Genomic DNA, 22380 nt, shown 5'->3' on the forward strand with positions numbered 1-22380 from the left:
CGCCGTCGAAATCGGCCGGGGGGAGGAATCGATGATACCCACCCTTTTCCCGGGAGATATCGTCCTGATCGATCGGGATGACCCCCGAGGAAAGATGGATTTCAAGAATGGCCGCATTTATGGGGTCAGAACCAAAGGTGGGGAATGTCAGGTAAAACGGGTTTATGCGCAATCGCAGGCCCTCATTATCAGTTCGGACAACCGGGAAGTTCCTCCCGAACCTGCCTGGACCGATGACCTTAAGCGGCTCATCATCGGCAGGGTCGTCTGGGGCTGGAGGAACCTGCAGGAAGCCTAAGGTATTCCAAACTTTAAAAGGGGACTTTGATGTCATTATTTCATTGGGTTACCCGAGGTATGACCATGCAGTTTTCAGAAAAAGTCCAGATTTTAAAAAAATCGCCGATCTTCTCCATTTTAAATGAATCGGAACAACTGGAGCTATCTAAAATTGCTTTTGAACGCGCCCTGAAGTCGGGCGAATTTCTCTTCCAGGAAGAGGAGCGTTGCGAATATTTTTATGTCCTCGTGGAAGGCAAGATAAGGGCTTCCCTTTATTCCTCTTTAGGGAAAGACCTGACCTTAATTACCTACTTGCGGCCCGGTGAGATCTTGGGCCCCACCTCCATTTTCCGGGACAGACCCCCTTCCGGCTCCATGCAGGCCGTGGTCCCGACACAAGTCTTAGGATTCAACAAAAATGAATTTGTCTCCTTTATCCTCGGTCACCCCTTAATCATGTTGGAAATGCTCAAGGTTCTGGCCGCCAGGGTTTCGGAATTGAATCGGCGGCTCAGGGATGTGGCCGGGGAAAGGGTGGAACAGCGCCTGTTCCGGGTTATGCTGACTTTGTCCCGCAGACTCGGCCCGACCTTTACCATCACCCGCCAGGAGCTGGCCGACATGGTCGGAGCCACCACCGAGACGATCATCCGGATCTTAAGTTCCCTGCAAAAGGAAAAGATCATCGCCTCGGTTCGGGGAAAAGTCACGATCCTCGATGAGGCCCGGCTTCGAGTCTTAAGCGAAGGCCTTTCATAGACCGGGTTTCCGTCCTCCCTTTCTTCTTCTTTCTTTATTACAGGAATACCGCCAATAAAATTCTTTCAGCATGATCTAGATCATAGACCCAAACAGGGGAATACCCTTATTGTGCGTTCGGAGTTCGGAGTTCGGAGTTTAAAAAGGCCATTTTTATATTTCGTGGACCCCCTGGAGTCTGGGGTTCAGCAGGAGAAGGAGGTCGTCATGTGGGAAAAAAGTCTTAGAATTATGTTGCTGGTTTCATTGATGCTGGTCCCTCTGGGGACCCCGGTTCACGGGGCGGAACCTCCCATTAAGATCGGGATCATCCAAGGGTTCTCCGGGGCTTTGGAGGCCTATGCCAAACAGATGCTGACCGGCTTTAAAATGGGCCTGGAATATGCCACCAAAGGGAAAAACGAGGTCCTGGGCCGAAAGATTGAGCTGATTGTCGAAGACGACCAATTGAAGCCCGATGTGGCCAAGAGGCTTATCACCAAATTATATGCGGACAATAAGGTGGATCTGGTCATCGGGACGACCAGCAGCGCCGCTGCTTTAGCCATGCTCCCGGTGGCCCTGGAGTTTAAAAAAATCCTGTTGATCGAACCGGCTGTGGCCGATTCGATCACCGGCAGTGCCTGGAATCGCTATGTCTTCCGGACCGGCAGAAACTCCGGGCAGGATGCCATTGCCAATGCCAAGGCCGTGGCCAAACCCGGGGTCTATCTGGCCGGCATCGCCCAGGATTATGCCTTTGGGAGGGACGGCGTTTCGGCTTATAAGGCTGCGGCCGAGAAATTGGGGGCCAGGGTGATCCATGAAGAATATTGCCCCATGGCCCAAAGCGACCACACTTCCTCGGTCCAGAGAATAATCGATGCCTTAAAGGATAAGCCCGGCGAAAAATATATTTTTTCTTACTGGGCGGGAAAGCATACCCCCATCGAACAATTGGGCGGCATGAAGGTGGAAAAATATGGAATCAAGATCACGACCGGGGCCAACATCCTTCCGGTCTTAAAGACCTACCTTCCCCTGCTCAAGGCCTATGAAAGTCTAAGGGGGATAACCGGAGGGGCCTATTACTATTACGAGATCCCTAAAAATCCGGTGAATAATTGGCTGGTCAAGGAGCATCTTGCCCGATTCAAGGAGCCGCCGGACTTTTTCACCTGTGGAGGATTCGCAGCCGCCACGGCGGTGGTGACGGCCCTGGAAAAAGCCAAATCAACCCAGACGGAAAAATTGATATCAACCATGGAAGGGATGGAGTTCCAGACCCCCAAAGGGAAAATGATTTTCCGAAAGGAAGACCATCAGGCCCTGCAATCCATGTACATCTTTCGATTCGAAGCCAAGGCGGATAGAGAATGGGCTGTGCCGGTTCTGGTCAGGGAGATTTCTCCGGAAGAAGGCGCACCACCCATCCAGGTCAAAAAATAGCCCATGCGCCAAACTTCGATTATAGAAACGGTAGATCTCACCATCCGGTTCGGCGGACATGTGGCGGTGAACCAGGTCACCCTGAAAATCCCTCCGCAGACCTTCAAATCCATTATCGGGCCGAATGGAGCGGGGAAGACCACTTTTTTTAACATCATTTCCGGTCAATATCCTCCCAGTGGAGGGAAGGTTTTTTTCAAGGGCCGCGATATCACCCAGCTCTCTCCCGCGGTCCGGACCCAGTTGGGTATCGGAAGGTCTTTCCAGCTTACCAATTTGTTTTTATCCCTGACGGTCCTGGAAAACGTCCGGTTGGCCGTTCAATCCCAAAGGAACCTTGGGTTCAATTTTTGGAAAAATTATCTCCATTTTTCCGAATGTGAAGACCGGGCCTATCACCTTCTGGAAATGGTTTTATTGGACAAAAAATGGAATGTTCCGGCCAGCAGCCTGACCCACGGTGAACAACGGAAACTGGAAATCGCCGTACTACTGGCCCTGGAGCCGGAAGTACTCCTCTTGGATGAACCTACGGCCGGTATGTCCCTGGAAGAAGTCCCTTCCATTTTGGAACTCCTCATGGAGATCAAGGAAAAACGGGATAAAACGATTCTTCTGGTGGAGCACAAACTGGATGTCTTGATGGCCCTCTCCGATTCCATTGCCGTCCTCCATGAAGGCAGGCTCATTGCCGATGACCGGCCTGAGGTCATCAGTCAAAACCGAATCGTCCAGGAAGCCTATTTTGGAGGAGGCCCAGCCAGTGCCTGAACCCATCCTTAGGATGGAGGGGATTCACACCTTCATTGGAAAACATCATGTCTTGCAGGGTGTCTCCCTGGAGATTTATCCGGGGAATATAACGGTGCTTTTGGGAAGAAACGGGGCCGGCAAGAGTACGACCCTGCGGACCATTATGGGGTTGGTTCCTCCCACTCAAGGGACCATTCATTTTAAGAATCAACCGATTGATCATCTGAAGCCTTTTCAAGTCGCCCGGCTGGGAATAGGGTTTGTTCCCGAAGATCGCGGCCTTTTCGATCATCTGACGGTGGAAGAGAACTTCCGGGTGGCCATGCTTGGGGAAGATGAAACCTCCTGGCAGAGACTGGAGTCCATCCTGGAAATCTTCCCGGATCTCAAAAAATTCTGGAGGGCCAAGGCCGGAGTTTTGAGCGGCGGACAAAAGCAAATGCTGGCTATTGCCCGCCCCCTGGTCAACCCCAATGCCCTGTTATTGATCGATGAACCCTCCAAAGGATTAGCCCCGATCATCATCGAACACCTGATCGAAGCCATCCATAAACTTAAAGAAAAAGCGGTCATTATCCTGGTGGAACAGAATTTTTATATGGCCAGCCGCTTAGGGAATGCCTTCTGTCTGTTTGACGACGGGAAGACTGTCCTTAAAGGTCCCATGGAGGAAATCATCCGGGATGAAGATCTGAAAAAGAAATATTTGGGGATTTCAAAGACTTCTTAGAAAGAGAGTATGGCATGACCTCTGCTGGCAGACCATGGATTCCAAGGCTTATCGGGCCGGCCCTGATCCTTCTTCCCCTTTTGTTCATCCAACCCAAGACCTATCTGACTTTGACTATCTCCGGATTGGCCATGGGGATGCTCCTCTTCCTGGTGGCTTCGGGCTTCTCTTTGATCTTCGGTTTTATGGATGTCCTGAATTTTGCCCACGGGGCCTTTTTCGCCTGGGGGGCCTATGTAGGTTATACGGCCATGCTCTGGATCAACAAATGGTCGGGGTGGGCCACTTCGGATTCCTTCTTCTTGAATATGATCATCTTTCTTCTGGCCTTGATGGCAGCCGGATTAAGCGTGGCTGTCCTGGGGATTATTATTGAGAGACTGGTGATTCGTCGCGTCTATGGAAACCATCTGTTTCAAATTTTTATCACCGTCGGGACCATGATCGTCCTGGAGGAATTGATTCGCATCACCTGGGGGCCGGACGATGAGGTCATGTCCGTACCCCAGAGCTTCATCGGATCCTGGGATCTTTTCGATGTGGTCATCTCAAAATACCCCATGATCGCCATTGTCATCGGACTATTGATTTACGGGGCCATGCACCTGATCCTGAAAAAAACAAAACTAGGGATGATTGTCCGGGCCGGGGTGGAAAAACCGGAGATGGTTCAGGCTATGGGGCATAATATTTACCGGTATTTTACCGGCGTATTTGCTGCCGGATCGGCCCTGGCCGCCATTGGCGGCGGCATGTGGGCCACTTTCGTCAAATCCATTCACCCGGCCATGGGGGGAGAAGTGATCATTTTCGCCCTGGTCATCGCCATCATTGGGGGCCTGGGCAGTATGACCGGTTCGGTGGTCGGCGCTTTGATTGTCGGGCTTTCGTACAATTACGTAGCTTACCTGATCCCTAAAGGGTCTTTAGGCATTACCATGATCCTTTTAATCGTTGTTTTATTGATCAAGCCGACCGGGTTATTTTCGGAGGGAACCTGATTTGGAAAAAATCCATTTGACGCCTGTTCAGGAATACCGTTTGCGCGAAAGGGCCGAAAGGACCAGCGGGTCCGTCTTTTATCTTAAACTCTTTCTGTTGGCCTTTTTTTTGTCCGTACCTTTCCTGTTTCACTCTTTTGAGATACTGGATGTGATCCTCAAGATCATTGTCTTTTCGGCCCTGGTCGCCAGTTATGATATACTCATCGGATATACCGGAATCGCCTCGCTGGGCCATACTCTATACTTTGGAATCGGGGCCTATCTGGTAGGCATCTTCATGGGGAAGTTCGGTTTGAGTTCCTATGGCCATCTGGCTCTGGCCGTCTTGATCGGTGTAGTGTTATCAGGGGTTCTATCCGTATTTATCGGGTTTTTTTCCCTCCGTATACGGACTATTTTCTTTGCCATGGTTACCCTGGCCTTTTTGGAGTTTGTCTTTATCCTCTCCAGCCAGTTACGGTTCCTGACCGGCGGGGATGACGGCCTCAGCTTTAAGCTTCCCGGCATCCTGGCCATCGATTACAGCCTGGGCCGGTTTTTAGGCCTGGAGGTTACGGGCCGCATCATAAGCTATTACCTGATCCTCCTGGTTGCCCTGATCCTCTTTCTTTTGATGCTCCGTTTTGTCCATTCCCCCTTCGGCCGGGTACTTAAGTCCATTCGGGACAATGAACAACGCTCCATTGCTTTAGGCTATAAGACCTACCTTTTTCATATCATGGCTTCTTCTTTTGCCAGTTGTGTCGCTTCGGTTGCGGGGGGGTGTTTTGCCATCTGGGTCGGGTTCGTCAGCCCCGAATCCACCCTGGGGGTCCCTATTATGCTGGATGTGCTCCTCATGGTCATTGTCGGGGGTATGGGGACACTCTATGGAGGAATTTTCGGAGCCTCCTTTTTAATGGTTATGCGGGCTTTTCTGCCAAAGGTCCAGGGACTCGTTGCGGCTCTGCTGCCCGGTGTTCCTTTAGCCGTCCGGTTATCGGAGCGCTGGCTTTTTTATTTCGGACTGCTTTTCATCCTGATCGTCTATTTCTTTCCCAAAGGATTAGTCGGGACGGCCCAGGAGTTCGTTCATAAAAAAAGGAACGAGGAAATTGGGTAGCCCCCAAATGGCCAAGGCCAGGGGGGATGGCCTTCAGATCCAGACGGCCCTTTGGAAGGGGAAAGGGAAAACCATTCTATGCCTTCATGGTCTTACGGCCAATTGCCGTTGCTGGGACCATCTGGCCTCCAGTTTAACCCCCCGCCATCAGATCATCGCCGTGGATCTCCGGGGCCGGGGGCTTTCGGACAAACCTTCCACCGGATACGCTTTGAATCATCATGTTGCCGATATGGTGGCCTTGCTGGATGATTTAAGGCTGGAATGCCCGGTGATCGCAGGACACTCCCTGGGTGCCTTCATCGCCCTGGCCCTGGCCGCTATCTATCCCCAAAGGGTTGAACGGCTGATCCTACTGGACGGCGGCGGAAAACTCTCTGAAGCACAAAGGGCCAAGGTCTTTAATGGGATCAAGCCCTCCCTGGATCGTCTGGGAAAGGTTTTCCCCGATTGGGAATCCTACCTTTCTTCTTTAAAACAAATCCCCTTTTTTCAGCCCTGGAATCCTGATCTTAACACCTATGCCCGGTATGAAGTCGAGGAGGTGGCCGGAGGCATCAGTCCGCGGATCAAAGGGGAACACATCATGGAAGAACTGTACAACATAAGAACCATCGACCCTTCTCAATTTTATCCCAAGCTGTCATCGCCGGTTCTGATTTTGCGGGCCACCCAGGGGATGGTGACAGAAGACGACCTGGTGCTGCCTGATGAAATATTAGAACCCATGGTCCGGACCATACCAAACGTTCGCTGTCTGGATCTGGCAGGGACCAACCACTATTCCATCCTGTTTCAACCCAACCCGATACGGGACCGGGCCATTCTGGAATTTCTGGAGTCCTGATATTTCTGAAAAAATCTAACCAAAGATATTCGGGGATATTTTAAATTTCGGACTTCGGAGAAATTAATAGACATGTTGCCTGAAAATGAAGGGAGGCAGATCCGGCTTGACATCAAAGATATAGTCATCTATTATGACCAACATGGGGGGATGGCATGAAACAGTATAATATTGCAGAAGCAAAATCCCATTTTTCCGAACTCGTAAAGCTGGCCTTGCTGGGGGAAGAGATTGTAATCGCACGGGACAACAAACCGATCATAAGGCTTTCACCGGTAACGGGGGTAAAAAAGGCGCGAAAGCCCGGTTCAGCCAAAGGGCAGATCCTGTCTATCTCCCCGGACTTTGATGACGTGCCTGCGGATTTCAAGGAATATATCTGATGGCTCGACTTCTCCTGGATACGCATGTATTCCTCTGGTGGGTTAACGACTCTCCCGAACTGACGTCGGCAGCCCGTCTGGCGATTGCCGATTCGGACAACGCCTGCTTTCTCAGCCTGGCCAGTTGCTGGGAGATGGCCATAAAATCGAGTCTCGGTAAGCTTCGCCTGGCAAAACCTGTTGAGAGATTTGTGACGGAACAACTGGCGGCAAACGGCTTTAGACTGTTGAACATCGAGCTGAGACATGCGGCAAAGGTGGAGAAGCTGCCCTTTAACCATCGCGATCCCTTTGATCGTCTGTTGATCGCACAAGCGATGACGGATAAGCTGACGATTGTATCGGCCGACAATGTCTTTGCCGACTACACGGTGAAGCTTCTCTGGTGAGAAGGTAGAAGCCGGCAATTATTCCTGAAAAGCCTCCTCCCTTTTTTTCCGTATAGCCGGAAAGATCACCAGGAAAAGCAGCAGGGCCGAAAGGGTAAGTAAAACGGCGCTTATGGGCCGGGTCAGGAAAACCATCGGATCGCCTCGCGAGATCAGCATGGCCCGCCGCAAATTTTCCTCCATAAGCGGACCCAAAATAAAGCCGAGTAAAAAGGGCGCCCCCTCGCAGCCGGTCTTGGCAAAGACATATCCGAGAAACCCGAAAATGACCATGATCACCACTTCAGCGGTGCTGTTGTTGAGGGTGTAGACCCCGATGCAGCAAAAAACCAGGATGGCCGGGAAAAGATAGCGGTAAGGCACCTTGAGCAGGCTTACCCAAAGCCCGATCAAGGGGAGATTAATGACGACCAGCATCAGATTTCCGATCCACATGCTGGCCACCATCCCCCAAAACAACTCCGGCCGTTCCTGCATAACACCGGGGCCGGGGGCTATGCCCTGGATGATCATGGCCCCCATCATCAAGGCCATGACCGCATTGGAGGGCAGGCCGAGGGTCAGCAGGGGGATAAAGGAGGTCTGGGAGGCCGCATTGTTGGCTGATTCCGGCCCGGCCACCCCTTCGATGGCGCCCTGACCGAACCGGAAGGGCTTTTTGGATAAACGTTTCTCCAGGGTATAAGAGGCGAAGGAACTGAGCACGGCCCCTCCCCCCGGCAAGACCCCGAGGATGGAACCCAGAAAGGTCCCTCGAACCACCGGCGCCCAGGATTCCTTAAAGTCCTTCCTGGACGGCCAGAGGCCACGAATCTTGGATGATACAACCCTGCGGTCCTGTCCTTTTTCCAGGTTCAAAATGATTTCAGCCAGGCCGAAGACCCCCATGGCAATAGGTACAAAGCCGAGACCGTCGGTCAATTCAGGAATGCCGAAGGTATAACGGGATACGCCGCTATTCAGATCCATGCCGATCAAACCCAGAAACAAACCGAAAAGAATCATGGCCACGGCCTTGATGACCGACCCATGGGCCAACACAATGGCCGATATGAGTCCCAACACCATGAGAGAAAAATATTCTGGGGAGGAAAATTTCTGGGAAAAGCTGGCCAGGGCCGGGCCGAAGAGGGCGATCAATAGGGTCGCCACCGACCCGGCAAAAAACGACCCCAAAGCGGCAATGGCCAGGGCCGCACCGGCCCGCCCCTGTTGGGCCATTCGATGGCCGTCGATGCAGGTCACCACGGAAGAGGCCTCTCCGGGCAGGTTGACGAGAATGGAGGTGGTGGAGCCTCCGTACTGGGCACCATAGTAGATGCCGGCCAGCATGATCAGGGCCGAAAGGGGGGTCAAACCGAAGGTGATGGGCAGCAACATGGCAATGGTAGCCACCGGCCCGAGACCGGGGAGCACGCCGATTAAGGTGCCGATCAGGGCACCAACCAGACAGAACAGCAGATTGGCCGGGACCAGTACCGCAGAGAATCCAAGGAGAAGGGAGTCAAAGATTTGTGTCATGACGGCCACACCTGCAAGGGTAAACCAAGCAGATAGATAAACAACAAAACAGACAGTCCGGCCATAAAGGTGCTCAAAAACAGGGTTTGATGCCAGCGGATTTCGTGGGTGCCAAAAGAGGAAAGGATAGTCACCAATATAATCGACAGAACCAGACCTCCCCGGGAAATCAAAAAAGCAAAGGCCAGAATGCCACCGAAAATGGAGGCCATGGGCCTCCATTTCCACCGCTCAAGGGTACTCTCGCCGAACCGGATGGATTTGAGACTGATTATCAGTCCGATAAAAACCATGGAATAGGACAGGAGTCTGGGTAAAAAACCCGGCCCCATGCGCGTGATGGTGCCGACAGTTAATGTCCATCCCAACAAAATCCCAAGGACACCAATAATAACGAAAATCAAACCGGCCAGAAAATCCTGCTTGTTTTTAAGGATAACCATCTGGTCCTCCCCTATTTATGCAAATAAGAACCAGGAGTCAAGGTGTTTTATGTTGAATTCTGACTTCTGAATTCTACGTATTGTTATTCCGCTTTGATCCCGGCGGCCTGGATCACCTTGGACCATTTATCCATTTCGGATTTCAAAAAGGCGCCGTATTCCTCCGGTGCGTTTCCGACTACTACAAATCCCTGTTTAGTGAGTTTTTGCTTGATTTCCGGTGTCCGTAAGACCTTAAGAAATTCGGCGTTCAATCTGGCCACCAGTTCCCGCGGAGTAGAGGCCGGCGCCAGGATCCCGAACCAGGCCGATGATTCAAAACCGGGAACGGTTTCGGCCAGGGCCGGCAAATCCGGCGCAATCTCCATCCGTTTGGCACTGGTAACCCCCAGGGCACGAACTTTCCCCGCCTTGATGTGCGGCTGAAGCGGCAGCAGGCTGTCGAACAGCATCTGGATCTGTCCGGTGATCAGATCAGCGGCCGCAGCCGCTCCACCTTTGTAAGGGATATGAACGATGTCGATTCCCGCTTTCATCTTAAGTAATTCCCCACCCAGATGCGATGCACCTCCGATGGCCGCTGAGCCGTAGTTCAGTTTACCCGGGTGGGCCTTGGCATAGGCCAGAAATTCCGGAATGGTTTTCACCGGAACACTCGGATGGACCACCAGGACCAATGGGGTGAGGCCCAGCAAGGTAACCGGGGCAAAGTCCTTAAGGCTGTCATAGGTTAATTTTTTATACAGGTAGGGGTTGATGGCGTGACTGGTGTAATTCATCAGAACCGTATAGCCATCGGGCCCAGCCTTGGCCACTAATTGGGAGGCAATCATCCCTCCGGCACCGGGTCGGTTGTCGATGATGATCTGTTGGCCAAGATTTTCATTCAATTTGTGGGCAATAATTCGCATGGAAATATCTGCGGTCCCCCCCGGTGGCGCCGGAACGATTATGGTGATTGGTTTGGCAGGGAATTTGGGAGATTCACCATAAAGGAGTCCCGAAAGGGAAAAGAGGGCAATAACACCGGCGATGATCATCCTGAATGTTCTTTTCATAGGCCTTCTCCTTTTTTTAACGACTCCGTATGAACGAGTCAAAATAATTAACGGTCCCATAAGAAAAAAAATTCGTCGAAGATTGGTTCCTATTTTATCCTCTCCTTTAATTAAACTTCTATGATGCAGATCATAGAAGGACAAAAAAGAATGGTTTAAATTGTGCATGCTGACGTTAGACATAAATTCTAAGAATCACGATTAAAGAATTGAGCGGTTTCAAAAAATGAAAGAGCAAAGTTTTCTCAGCCCCTATCGCATCCTGGATTTGACCGATGAAAAGGGACTGATCTGCGGTAAGTTCCTCAGGGATCTCGGGGCCAAGGTGATCAAGATCGAAAAACCCGGTGGGGATCCGGCCCGGAATATCGGTCCCTTCTATCATGATATCCAGGATCCCGAAAAAAGTCTTTTCTGGTTTTCCTTGAACACCGGCAAGAAGGGGATCACCCTGGATATCACTCGACCCAAAGGAAAAGAAATTTTCCGGGAATTGGTCAAAGGTGCGGACTGTGTTCTGGAATCCTTTCCACCCGGCACACTGGATGGCCTGGAACTCGGCTACAAAGCGTTATGCCTGATAAAATCCGACCTGATCATGACTTCCATCACCCCTTTCGGAGATAAGGGACCTTACCGGGATTATAAAGGATCGGATCTTATCCTCTGGGCCTTATCGGGCCTGCTCTTTATCTGCGGGGATCCGGACCGGCCTCCGGTCAGGATAAGCCTGGAACAATCATACCTGCACGCCGGTGCCGACGGGGCCGCCGGCACGGTCATGGCCCTCTTCCATCGGGGTCGATCGGGGAAAGGGCAGCAGGTTCAGGTATCGATTCTCAAGGCCATGGAACGTGTGGCCTATACGGCCCACATCCTCTGGGACGCCCGGGGCAAAATCCTGAGAAGGCCCGGAAGCGCCTTGAGAATTCCCCCTCTTGGTACGAAGACCCCTCTCATCTGGTCCTGTAAGGACGGCTATGTGGCCTTCTATTTATTCGGAGGCGCCATGGGTGCCGTGAGTAATCCGGCCCTCACTCAATGGTTGGATGAAGAAGGTCTGGCCAGTGAAGTCATGAAGGCCATGGATTGGCCTAAATTTGATATTGGAACAACCCTTCAAGAAGACATTGACCGTCACATTGTCGGACCGATCGCCGAATTTTTCAAAGGCCGCACCAAGAAAGAACTTTGGGAAGGCGGCATAAAAAGACGGGTCATGGTCTATCCGGTTAATGATGCCCATGGGGTGCTGAACGACCAGCAGCTCAAGGAAAGAAATTTTTGGGCCAGGGTCGCACATACCCATCTTGAGGATACCCTGGATTATCCCGGGCCTTTTATCAAAGTGGAAGGGGAACTTTGCCAGGTCAGGGGACGGGCCCCTTTGATCGGGGAACACAACGAGGAAATCTATGTAAATGAACTCGGGCTATCGGGAGAAGATCTGGTGCGGTTAAAGGCGGAGGGGGTTATTTAGATTTTGGATTTTAGATTTCGGATTTCGGATTTAAAAGAAACAGCATTCCCATGATCCGTGGTGCTCCCCCCGGACATAAGGGTTTAGTACGAAAATAGATTTTTAACCACTTTGGCCTCTGTTGGGGCTTCGTAGGGGCGGTATTTTCATGCTTAAGGGGTTTTTCCTTTGAGCTTTGAGCTTTCAGCTTTCAGCTATTTTATAGGGTGCAATGGATGAATAATAAAATTCTGGAAGGCATTCGTATCATCGAATTCGGTTGGGCCGTGGTGGGTCCCTTGACCACCAGTTGGGCCGGGGGTTACGGGGCCGAGGTCATTAAGATAGAGACCAAAACCCGGCCGGATATCATCCGGACCATGACCCCTTATAAAGATGACCGGGTGGACCTGGACAATTCACTCTTTTTCGGCCGGGAAAATGCCAACAAGTACAGCCTGGCCTTGAACCTGAAACATCCCGAGGGGGTGAATATTGCCAAAAAACTGGTGGCCGAAAGTGATTGCGTGCTGGATAGCTATACCGCCGGGGTCATGGATCGCTATGGATTAGGCTATGAGGATTTAAAACAGGTCAAGCCGGATATTATCATGTTGAGTTCCTGTATGTACGGGCAGACCGGTCCCTTGAGGTCCATGCCCGGCTATGGTGTCCCCCTGACGGCCATAAGCGGTCTGACCTACCTGTGTGGCTGGCCGGATCGGCCCCCTACCGGCCCCTATGGCTCCTACACCGATTATCTGGTCCCCCGGTTGAACCTCCTGGCCCTGGTAAGCGCCCTGGAGTACCGGAGGCGGACCGGTAAAGGGACCTTCATTGATGCGGCCCAGCTTGAGGCCAGTGTGCAGTTCGTCTCCCCAGCCCTTCTGGAGTATGGAGCCAATCAACGAACCGCCATCCGTTCCGGCAACACATCAAATCGTGCAGCGCCACACGGCGTTTTTCCCTGCAAAGGGAACGACCGGTGGTGTGCTCTCAGCGTTTTTAACGAAGAAGAGTGGCAGGGGTTCTGTGAGGCCCTGGACCATCTGCCCTGGACGAAAAGACCTGAATTTGCCTCCCTGTCGGAACGGAAGCAAAACGAAGGGGAATTAAACCGGTTAATTGAAGAATGGACCCGGCAGCGGGAAGCGGAATGGGTCATGGTTCAAATGCAAAGCCATGGCGTTCCGGCCGGGGTGGCTAATAACGGCCAGGACCTGGGGCATGATCCCCAGTTAACATACACCCATTATTACCGAAGGCTGGAGCATCCGGAAATGGGGGCCGTTGATTATGCCCCCCATTCCATTGAATTCTCCAATGCCCCCCAGGAAATTTTTCGTTCTCCCTGTCTGGGAGAACATACCGAATATATTTGTAAAAATATCCTTGGACTTTCCGACCAGGAATTCAAGAAGTATTCGGCTGAAGGGGTCTTCGAGTAATCATCCCCAGACAGCATGTATCTGTATTAAACCCTTATACCCCTTGGGGACACCACGAAGCATAAAAATATTTTTTAGGGGCGATGGGCGATGGGCAAGGTTAAACGGGTTTATGGGTTATTATTCGCCTATGGCCTATAGCCTCGTGCCTATAGCCTGAATTTTTCTATTTTCGAACTAAATCACAGGAGCAGCATGACGGATCTGAAAGAGATTATCGACAAGGGGATTGAAAAATATAACCGGGACAAGGTGGGGAAGATCATCCGCCCCCCACAGGGGAACGAATGGGCCACCAGGGATGCCATCAGACACTTCGCCAACGGGCTGGGTGACCCCAATCCCCTCTGGCGGGATGAAGACTATGCCCAAAAGAGCCCTTATGGCGGCATCATTGCCCCGCCGTTCTTTTTGAACGCCGTATCTGAAGGTCAGGCCATTATCGGACTTCCTGGTTTGATTTCAACCTTTGTGGGTTCTGAATGGGAATGGTTTAAACCGATCCGGATCAATGATCGATTTTCCGTGACCAATAGGCTCCTGGAGCTTAAAGAGTTGCCGGATAATAACGGCCGGCGCCGTTTATTACAATCCGGCATTCTGCGTTATTCCGATCAAAGGGGGGAAGCCGTCGGACAATGCCAATGGAATATGATGCGTACGGAAATAAAGCCGGGTCAAAGCAAACGCAATGAGACGTCTAACGAGCCGGCCCAAAAAGGATCTCAGCCCTACAGTGAAGATGCGTTAAAGAAAATCTATGCGGCTGTTGAAGCTGAAGAGATCAGAGGGAACATTCCCAGATTTTTCGAAGAAGTAAAATTGGGTGAGACGTTGAAACCGGTGGTCAAAGGACCGTTGTCTATTTCCGATATGGTGGCCTGGGCCATAGGGACCGGCTGGCACCGCATCGAATTGGCCCATGGTCCGAAATTGCTGCACTTGCGGGCCAACCCCGGTCTTTCCTATATTGATCCGGATTCGGGGAGTCCTGAGCCGATTGCCAATTCTCATTTTTGGCCTTCGGCGGCCAGGATTCTGATGGGCTCCTCCCTTCCCCTGGATTTGGGTTTTCAACGGGTCAGTTGGCTGGGCCATCTGATTACCAACTGGATGAGTGATTTCGGTTTTCTGAAAAAACTGGCGGCCCGTCTCAAGGGCCTGGTACGATTTGGGGATACGACCTGGTGTCATGGAAAGGTTATTGGGAAAAGGCAAGAGGCAGAAGGCTGTCTGGTGGATTTGGATCTTTTTTGCAAAAACCAGCACGGGGAGATCACCACTACAGGCCAGGCCGTGGTGCAGCTCCCCTCTAAGCATTCATGCCCCAGGGGACGCCACGAAGCATGAAAATAGGTTTTCGACGAACGCCGAACGCTAAACGACGAACGTTATTTTCGCACTAAATCTTCTGTTTTTAAACGCCTACAGGAGGATAAGCTTTGATGAACTTTATTGAGATGGATAACAAACTCAATCGCTATTTACGGTTGTCGACCTTCCCGGTGGCGGTCAGGATGTTGGAATCCGAGCAGGAACTCACCGGGGATGGAGGGTTAAAAAAATCCAGTGGAATGCCCATGCCGGTATGCCAGGGCATTTCCCTTTCCCGGCGCTACGGATGGAGGGTTGTCCAGGGGAGGGAGGACATGAGCTGCCCCCTTGGGGCCGTGGCCCTGGGGTTCGTCCCTCCGAAACCAAAATTTTTAGACGGCACTATCGAGGTCCCCTATTGGGTGAGAACCAGGGAGGCCCGGGCCAAAATCGCCCGGAATCTTCCCAAATTGGAATGGGGGAAATATAAATTTCTGATCTCGGCCCCCCTGAATACCGCCGACTTTGAACCCCACTTGGTTATAGTCTATGGCAATCCGGCACAGGCGATGCGGCTGGTCCAAAGTTGTATTTATTTGACCGGGGACCCGGTTGTTTCTTCCAGCTACGGGGCAGCCGGTTGCGGAACCTATATATCGAAAACCCTCCTGACCGATGAATGTCAATTTGTCCTTTCCGGAGCCGGGGACAGGATATTCGCAGCCACCCAGGACCATGAGGTCTGTTTCTCCATTCCCATGGGCCGGATGGAGGCGATTTTAAGGGGACTGGAAGAAACCTATCGGGCCGGCATGAGATACCCGACCCCCAGCTATCTTAAATCCCAGATAGAATTGCCCGACACCTATAAAGATCTCCTGGGATATTTACAGGTCGAGCAGATTCCTCAGAACTCCGGAGAATTGGCCGCCTTGCCCCCTTCCGGATAGAAAAAAGGCGGTTGTAGCCAGGGTCTTAAAATGATAAAAAAAGGATATCATCATGGAATCAAGAGATCTTAAACAGGAACTGGACCTGATGGGACTTCTGGTCAGAAAGTTTGAGGAGTGGGCCGAGGTTATCCCGGATAAAACATTTTTCTATTACGGCGAGGAGGACCGTCGCTTTACTTATCAGGAATTTAACCAGTTAGCCAATAACCTGGCCTTCCATCTGCGGGCCATGGGAGTGCAAAAAGGGGACCGGGTCTCCCTCTTTCTGCTCAACCCCACCGTCATCATTATTGCCATGTTCGCCTTGTGGAAAATCGGAGCTGTATTCTGTCCCATCAATTTTCTTTATAAAAGACGTCTTCTATCGTATCAGCTCAACGATACCAAACCCAGGCTTCTGATTACCGAAAAAGGGCGGGAACCCCTATTAAACCAGATAAAAGCGGAAATCGGTGATTTCCCCATTGTGCTTTATCACCCCCAAAAAGGCGACCATGATTTCAAGGAGGATGATCCCGCTCTGGTTTTGGATCAGAAGTTCCATTGGACCCCCTGGGCTGACCTGTTAAGCGGAGACCATCCAAACCCCAATATCCTCCTTAACTATTGGGATACGGCCAATATTATCTATACCTCGGGCACTACCGGCCCGCCCAAAGGGGTGGTCCAGCCTTGTCGTTGGCTGCAGAATTACTGTTATTACGGGGTAAAGCTCCTCCATCCCGATGATGTGGTTTATTGTGACCTGCCCCTTTACCACGTGGGTGGGGCCTTTTCCCTGGTCGGACGTGCAGCCTGGCAGGGGTGTACGGTGGCGGTCTGGGACCGCTTCAGCGCTTCGGAATTCTGGAACCGGATCCGAGTCAGTGGGGCCAGTTATTGCCTTTTGCTGGATGTGATGATGCCCTGGCTGCTTCAGCCTCCGGAAAAACCGGAAGATCGGCATAATACCCTTCGAAGGGTCCATATGCAGCCCCTGCCTGAATACCATCACCTTTTTGCCAGGAGGTTCGGTATTGATTTTGTAAATGTCGGCTATGGGGCCACGGAAATCGGTTATGCCTGTGCCGCCATGATCGATGAATCCCTTGACGGCCACGGGACCCCTGCAGAATTCCAGAAAGGTTTTTCAAGGGATGAAATCGTCGCCATTGCCGGCCGGTTGGGTCTGCCGGTGCTTCCCGGAACCGTTCCGGTCAAAAAAGGATTCATGGGTAAGGCCTGCATGTTTCATGAGGTTTCTATTGTCAATGAACATGATGAAGAACTGGCAGCCGGAGAATACGGGCAGATTGTCTTACGGAGCCGATTGCCTTATGTTTTACTGGATGAATATCTGAACCGGCCGGAGGCCACGAAAGAAGTATTCCGGAATCTCTGGTTTCACACCGGAGACGGCGCTTACAAAAATGAAGAGGGAATTTTTTATTTTGTGGACCGCATGGGGGGATTCATCCGGGTCCGGGGGGAAAATATTTCATCCTTTCAGATTGAGGATATGATCAATGCCCATTCCAAGATTGCCGTTTCGGCCGCCTTTCCGGTTCCGGCCGAAAAGGGATTGGAAGATGATATCGTTGTTTATATCGTCCCCGCACCGGGAGAAAATCTATCAGAAAGCGAACTCAGGCCCTGGATCGAGGCCGAAATGCCTAAATACATGTGGCCCAAACATATCCGGTTTATTGAGACCCTGCCCCAAACCCCGACTCACAAGGTGGAAAAGTACAAACTGAAAGAGATCTTCTTGAATGAGAGAAAATAGGGTGTGAAAACCACCCTGTTTTTTTCCCTTTCCACTGCCAAAGCACTCTATCCCTGTTTTTTCTTTCTTGACCTCCCCTCCCGGCTTGAGTAAAGTTGTCTAAGCTGAGATTCAATTCTAAGGATAACCGGTAAAACTCATGTCCGTTCCTCCTGTCCCTGTCCGGGTCAGCCGCTGCCCTGATTATGCGCCTGGAAACGTATTTGAAGCGGTGGAGAAGATGCTCTCCGATCTGGAGCCCCTTCCCCTCCCCCCTGGTGCCCGGGTCCTGCTCAAACCTAATGGTCTTTCGGCCCATCACGGTCCGGACCGGCCCGTTAATACCCGGGGGGAGGTGGTGGAGGCTGTAGGCCGCTACCTCCTTAATCATCATGAGGTGCATCTGCTTATCGCCGATTCCGGCGGACTGGGCTCCTACGGGAAATCTCAGAGGGCTTTTGCTCTGATGGGTTTGGACCGGGTGGCTGTCACCCTTGGGGCCGAATTGGTCAATCTCGAAAAACTCGGCGTTATGGACATCCAAAACCCACAGGGAAAACTGTTACCCCGATTCAAGGCCACTGCCCTGTTGGACCGGGTTGATGTCATAATCAACCTGCCCAAGTTAAAAACCCATATCCTGACCGGGATAACCGGAGCCATAAAAAATTATCTGGGGCTGTTGCCCGGATCCCTGAAGCGGTCCGTCCACTTGATCGCACCCACCGGACCGGCCATGGCCCAGGCCCTGACCGATATCCTGTCCGGAATTAAAATGAAGGTACCTCTGGCCTTGCATATCATGGATGGCATAATGGCCATGGAAGGGACCGGGCCGACCCACGGCCAGGCCCGGCCGGTCAATCGGCTCCTGGCCTCAACCGATCCGGTGGCTTTGGATGTTGTTGCAGCCTTCATCATGGGATTTGAACCGGCCAGAGTTCCCACAATCGTTCAAGCCGCGGAAGCAGGACTGGGGATGGCCGATCCGTCCCGGATCGAACTTCTGGGGACTTCCTGGCAAGACCTGCCTATCCCCGGCTTTAAACATCCCTTCACCAGGACCAGGGAATGGGCCGAGAGGATCATACCAGCCTGGTTGATCGGCAGGGCCTTTGACTGGCTGTATGAAGCCAAACCCAAGATCAAGAAGGATCAGTGTCAGAAATGCGGCTTATGCGTCCAGGCCTGTCCGGCCCAGGCCTTGAATTTGACCGATCCGGGGCTGACCATAAATCAACAACTGTGTATCGAATGTTACTGTTGCCTGGAGCATTGTCCCTATGAAGGGTTATGGGTCCCCCGGGGTCTGTGGGACCGGATTAAAAGGGGACGCTGAAAGCAAAAGTGCATCTTTTTGTTACTGGTTTCTCGTTACTCGTTTTAATACAAAAATAAGTTCGGGGTTTAGAGTTCGGAGCAAACCATTTTCATGATTCGAGGTGTTCCGGCGGAGCATGAGAGTTTAACCAGCAACCAGTAACCAGTAACCAGTAACGAGCCGCAGATAACAGTGTTTACGTTAGAATAAATTCTCTGTTGAACATTTTTACCACTAATTAAAAGGAGCTATAACCATGAAGGAAGTGGGTATCATCGGTGCCGGGACCATGGGTCACGGCATTGCCCAATGTTTTACCGTCAAAGGCTGGCAGGTCCGGCTTTATGATGCCAGACCGGAAACATTGAAAACAGCGCCAGACCGCATCCGGGCTAATCTGAATGTTTTTGTAGAAGCCGGGGTCATAGATCCGGACACGGCCCGGGCCGCAGCGGAGCAGGTGATCCTTTGTGATACATTAGCCTTGGCAGCCCAAGGCCCGGAACTCATCATAGAGACGATCAGCGAAGAACTGGATCTTAAGCGAAAGTTATTTACTGAACTGGAAGGACTGGTCCCCCCGGAAACCATCTTCTGCACCAACACCTCGGCCATCAGCATCACTTCCATCTGCCGCTATCTCAAACATCGGGAGCGGGCACTGGGGACCCATTTCTGGAACCCTCCCCACGTCCTGCCCTGTGTCGAAATTATAAAAAGCCAATATACCTCCGAGGACGTCTTCGAAAAGGTGGTCTCTATCATAGCGGCTATCGGCAAAGAGCCGGTGCGGGTCCATAAAGATGTTCCGGGATTTTTGGGTAACCGGATGCAGCACGCCTTGCAGCGGGAGGCCATGAGCATCGTGGAGCAGGGCATTGCCTCCCCGGAGGAGGTGGACCGGGTCGTTAAATTCGGTTTCGGCCTGCGTCTGGCCCTTATGGGGCCTTTGGAACGAGCCGATCTGGGGGGTCTGGATATCACTTATAAGGTTCAGAAATATTTACTCCCCCATCTGTGCAACGAAATCGAACCTTCTGCGCTCTTAGCTGAAAAAGTAGCCGAAGGTCATCTGGGGGCCAAGAGCGGCCAGGGCTACTATCCCTGGCCCCCGGAAAAGACCGCTGAAACCATCAGAACCAGGGACCGTCTGCTTTTGGACCTCATCAAATTGATCTTTGGGCCTTAACAGGTTGCTGAAAAAGGTCCAGATACAAGGCGCCCGAAATCCAGAGGAATGAGGCGTACATAAAAGTACGTCGCAATGACGAAGGATGAGGGCAACACGGTAGATGGACCTTTTTGAGCAACCTGTTAAAAAAAGTTTTTTCGCATCCCGTTAAGGGAAGGTCTGCTTTATGGCTGCCCCCATGGCCTCAATAACCTGTTCATCGATTTTCATTCCATCAAAATCATAGACCAGGAAATGGGCCTTTTTATCCAAGGCCGCCCTGGTCATTTGGCCGGCCCGGACAGGTCCCGGATTAATCACCGGGGTGCAATCGGTGTTGTTAATGACTTCCAAACCGGCCTCTGTGGTCTTTACGGTTGACGGATCAAAATCAGTACACCAATGCCAGTCCAGATAATCCACCTTCCCGGAAATCATCGGCCGGCCCCGCCCTCCGGGGCCATTAAGGACCTTTTTCCCAGGCCATTCCTTCAGGGCTAATTCCTGCCATTCTCGGGATTTACTGGAGCCATCAGGTTCTGAAACAGGCAAAAGGAGTACCTGGTTTATCCCGATTTGGTCCCTGATCTCCCGAATCCGGTCCAGAAACCATTCGGTCGAGGCTTTGCTTGACCCCTCGCTGTTCCAATTCACCACACTGATCAAGGTGGTGATATGATAGGTCCGCATGGCCTTTACGAACCGTTTGGCTGCTTCCAGATCCGTCCGGCGAGATAATCCTTTTCGTCCTTCTTCATCAAACCAGGGGACATATTCGATCCCGGTCAGCGTTAGTCCATTCCGGGAAAGCAGTTCTCCCAATGCATTCGGATCAATTCGAGACCAATTATTCACCAGGCCGTATCCGATCAAGATTGATGGGCGATTAAGACGAGATTCCTTATCAGACCGGGCGGAGGGGCTTGCCCCTGATTCCTGGGCCGAAAGGGGTCTGGCAGACAAGGTCCAGAGGCAAAAAGACAAAAAAACAGCAATAAAAAATAGAAAATTTTTGATCGGCTTCAATTTTTTGTTTTTATTCCCAGGGCCATCAGGCCCCCGAGGATGGAAACACCCCCGGCCAGAAAAAATGGGATTGAAAAAGTCTGGGTGGCATCGGAAAGATAGCCTCCGATCCCCGGCCCCAGGGCCTGACCGATCCCAAAAAATAGGGTGACTAAACCAAGACCGGCCGGGGCCAGCCGGGGACCGACGATATCGCCGGCAGTGGCGGCCATGATGGTCGGGATGCTCCAGGCACTCAGACCGAAAAAAAAGACCGATAAATAATAGCCTGTTGGCCCCTTGATCAGGGCAAAAATCAGGTAGGCGGCCGCCAGGGTTAAATAAGCCAGGGCCGCTCCCCGGGCCCGTCCCAGATAATCGGAGATACCGCCCCAGATAATCCCGCAAAAAATGCTTAAGCCTCCGACCAAAGCCCACAGACCTCCGGCTTTGGCCGGGGTCATTCCCAATTCCTTTATCAGATAGGCGGCAAAAAAGGTCATATAGATGATATAGGAAAAGCCGTACATAAAATAGACCATCCCCAGATACCAGACGGCCTTGACTTTATAAACTTCTTTCCATCTGAGGGCGCCGGAAGCAGGGGCCGGTCCTTTGGGTAAAGACTGTGGAACTTCCTCCCCCACCTGGCAAAGGCCCAGCTCTTCAGGCCGGCTGCGAATAAACAGGGCCGCTAAAACGGCAATCAGTAGCACAGCCGCCCCCAGATAATACCAGGCGAAGCGCCAACCCTCCAGCCCATGGGCCTTGAGAATAGGCGGGATGACCAGGCTGGCGATCATGGTCCCCAAACCGATCCCGGCCGAAACGATCCCGGTAGCAAACCCCCGCCGATGGCTGGCGAACCAGGCCGAGCCCAGGGCCATAGCCGGAACGTAGGCCGCCCCGTGGCCCAGGCCGGTGAGCAGGCGCAGGCTGAAGGCCATTTCAAAGCTTTGGGCCAGGCCGGTCAGAAGCATGGTCACCCCCATAAAGGCCAGGGCCAGGGTGATCATCCAGCGACACCCGAAATGGGCTGCCAAGGCCCCGCCGATCAAGGCCATAAGGAGATAACCGACAAAATTCCCGGTACCGATCAGACCCAACTGGGTATAACTGAAATGGAGCCCGTCCTTCATGGCCGGGAGAATCAGGGTATAAGACATGCGCCCGAACCCATGGGCCCCGATAGTTACCAACAAACCCACAAAGATCACAATCCAGCCGTAATGCAACCTGGGTTTCTCCATATACCCTCCTTGATGG

At 52.1% G+C, this 22380-nt stretch carries 22 protein-coding genes; 17 read left to right on the forward strand and 5 right to left on the reverse strand.

The annotated features are described in order from the left end of the window. The first annotated feature begins 31 nt into the window (after positions 1–31). The 10 genes from HY879_08425 to HY879_08470 all read left to right on the forward strand — a co-directional run bounded on the left by HY879_08425 (position 32) and on the right by HY879_08470 (position 7677). On the forward strand, positions 32–298 hold the full coding sequence (locus HY879_08425) for a S24/S26 family peptidase (GenBank protein ID MBI5603369.1): 267 nt from the start codon (positions 32–34) through the stop codon (positions 296–298). A gap of 29 nt (positions 299–327) precedes the next feature. Next, on the forward strand, positions 328–1041 hold the full coding sequence (locus HY879_08430) for a Crp/Fnr family transcriptional regulator (GenBank protein MBI5603370.1): 714 nt from the start codon (positions 328–330) through the stop codon (positions 1039–1041). A 231-nt stretch (positions 1042–1272) separates the two neighbouring features. Then, positions 1273–2469, forward strand: a complete 1197-nt coding sequence (locus HY879_08435) for a substrate-binding domain-containing protein (protein MBI5603371.1) — start codon at positions 1273–1275, stop codon at positions 2467–2469. 3 nt (positions 2470–2472) lie between these two features. Then, complete coding sequence (locus tag HY879_08440) at positions 2473–3240, forward strand: ABC transporter ATP-binding protein (GenBank protein MBI5603372.1); 768 nt, start codon at positions 2473–2475, stop codon at positions 3238–3240. Further along, positions 3164–3952 (forward strand): ABC transporter ATP-binding protein, encoded by a 789-nt coding sequence (locus HY879_08445; GenBank protein MBI5603373.1) that lies wholly within the window; start codon positions 3164–3166, stop codon positions 3950–3952. Before HY879_08440 ends, HY879_08445 begins: the two co-directional genes overlap by 77 nt. 14 nt (positions 3953–3966) lie before the next feature. Then, positions 3967–4953, forward strand: coding sequence for a branched-chain amino acid ABC transporter permease (locus HY879_08450; GenBank protein MBI5603374.1), 987 nt, complete (start codon positions 3967–3969; stop codon positions 4951–4953). A 1-nt stretch (position 4954) separates the two neighbouring features. Beyond that, positions 4955–6058, forward strand: a complete 1104-nt coding sequence (locus tag HY879_08455) for a branched-chain amino acid ABC transporter permease (protein MBI5603375.1) — start codon at positions 4955–4957, stop codon at positions 6056–6058. A gap of 7 nt (positions 6059–6065) precedes the next feature. Continuing rightward, entirely contained in the window at positions 6066–6905 is an 840-nt protein-coding gene (locus HY879_08460; protein ID MBI5603376.1) for an alpha/beta hydrolase, read from the forward strand. A gap of 155 nt (positions 6906–7060) precedes the next feature. Beyond that, positions 7061–7288: a type II toxin-antitoxin system Phd/YefM family antitoxin gene (locus tag HY879_08465; protein ID MBI5603377.1), complete on the forward strand. Its 228-nt coding sequence runs from the start codon at positions 7061–7063 to the stop codon at positions 7286–7288. Then, a complete protein-coding gene (locus HY879_08470; protein ID MBI5603378.1) occupies positions 7288–7677 on the forward strand; it encodes a type II toxin-antitoxin system VapC family toxin in 390 nt (129 codons plus the stop codon). Before HY879_08465 ends, HY879_08470 begins: the two co-directional genes overlap by 1 nt. Before the next feature lie 18 nt (positions 7678–7695). Here HY879_08470 and HY879_08475 read toward each other — a convergent pair whose 3' ends face one another. The 3 genes from HY879_08475 to HY879_08485 form a co-directional block, all read right to left on the reverse strand. Beyond that, positions 7696–9198: a tripartite tricarboxylate transporter permease gene (locus tag HY879_08475; GenBank protein MBI5603379.1), complete on the reverse strand. Its 1503-nt coding sequence runs from the start codon at positions 9196–9198 to the stop codon at positions 7696–7698. Further along, a complete protein-coding gene (locus HY879_08480) occupies positions 9195–9641 on the reverse strand; it encodes a tripartite tricarboxylate transporter TctB family protein (GenBank protein ID MBI5603380.1) in 447 nt (148 codons plus the stop codon). The genes HY879_08475 and HY879_08480 overlap by 4 nt, the downstream gene beginning before the upstream one ends. Before the next feature lie 83 nt (positions 9642–9724). Continuing rightward, positions 9725–10699, reverse strand: a complete 975-nt coding sequence (locus HY879_08485; GenBank protein MBI5603381.1) for a tripartite tricarboxylate transporter substrate binding protein — start codon at positions 10697–10699, stop codon at positions 9725–9727. Positions 10700–10925: 226 nt separating this feature from the next. Here HY879_08485 and HY879_08490 point away from each other — a divergent pair, with 226 nt between their 5' ends. The 7 genes from HY879_08490 (at position 10926) to HY879_08520 (ending at position 20127) form a co-directional block, all read left to right on the forward strand. After that, a complete protein-coding gene (locus tag HY879_08490; GenBank protein MBI5603382.1) occupies positions 10926–12179 on the forward strand; it encodes a CoA transferase in 1254 nt (417 codons plus the stop codon). A 215-nt stretch (positions 12180–12394) separates the two neighbouring features. Continuing rightward, entirely contained in the window at positions 12395–13606 is a 1212-nt protein-coding gene (locus HY879_08495; protein MBI5603383.1) for a CoA transferase, read from the forward strand. Between the two features lie 195 nt (positions 13607–13801). Then, positions 13802–14956 (forward strand): MaoC family dehydratase N-terminal domain-containing protein, encoded by a 1155-nt coding sequence (locus HY879_08500; GenBank protein ID MBI5603384.1) that lies wholly within the window; start codon positions 13802–13804, stop codon positions 14954–14956. A 95-nt stretch (positions 14957–15051) separates the two neighbouring features. After that, positions 15052–15870 (forward strand): DUF169 domain-containing protein, encoded by an 819-nt coding sequence (locus HY879_08505; protein ID MBI5603385.1) that lies wholly within the window; start codon positions 15052–15054, stop codon positions 15868–15870. A gap of 52 nt (positions 15871–15922) precedes the next feature. After that, positions 15923–17638, forward strand: coding sequence for an AMP-binding protein (locus HY879_08510; protein MBI5603386.1), 1716 nt, complete (start codon positions 15923–15925; stop codon positions 17636–17638). A gap of 139 nt (positions 17639–17777) precedes the next feature. Beyond that, the gene (locus HY879_08515; GenBank protein ID MBI5603387.1) at positions 17778–18956 is read left to right on the forward strand and encodes a DUF362 domain-containing protein; all 1179 of its coding nucleotides are present in this window, start codon (positions 17778–17780) and stop codon (positions 18954–18956) included. A gap of 238 nt (positions 18957–19194) precedes the next feature. Then, entirely contained in the window at positions 19195–20127 is a 933-nt protein-coding gene (locus HY879_08520; protein MBI5603388.1) for a 3-hydroxyacyl-CoA dehydrogenase family protein, read from the forward strand. Between the two features lie 150 nt (positions 20128–20277). Here HY879_08520 and HY879_08525 read toward each other — a convergent pair whose 3' ends face one another. Next, the gene (locus tag HY879_08525) at positions 20278–20964 is read right to left on the reverse strand and encodes a hypothetical protein (protein ID MBI5603389.1); all 687 of its coding nucleotides are present in this window, start codon (positions 20962–20964) and stop codon (positions 20278–20280) included. Positions 20965–21131: 167 nt separating this feature from the next. Beyond that, positions 21132–22364 (reverse strand): MFS transporter, encoded by a 1233-nt coding sequence (locus HY879_08530; GenBank protein ID MBI5603390.1) that lies wholly within the window; start codon positions 22362–22364, stop codon positions 21132–21134. Positions 22365–22380: the final 16 nt, after the last annotated feature.

It is taken from the genome of Deltaproteobacteria bacterium (genome assembly GCA_016219225.1).
Taxonomy (GTDB): Bacteria; Desulfobacterota; RBG-13-43-22; order RBG-13-43-22; family RBG-13-43-22; genus RBG-13-43-22.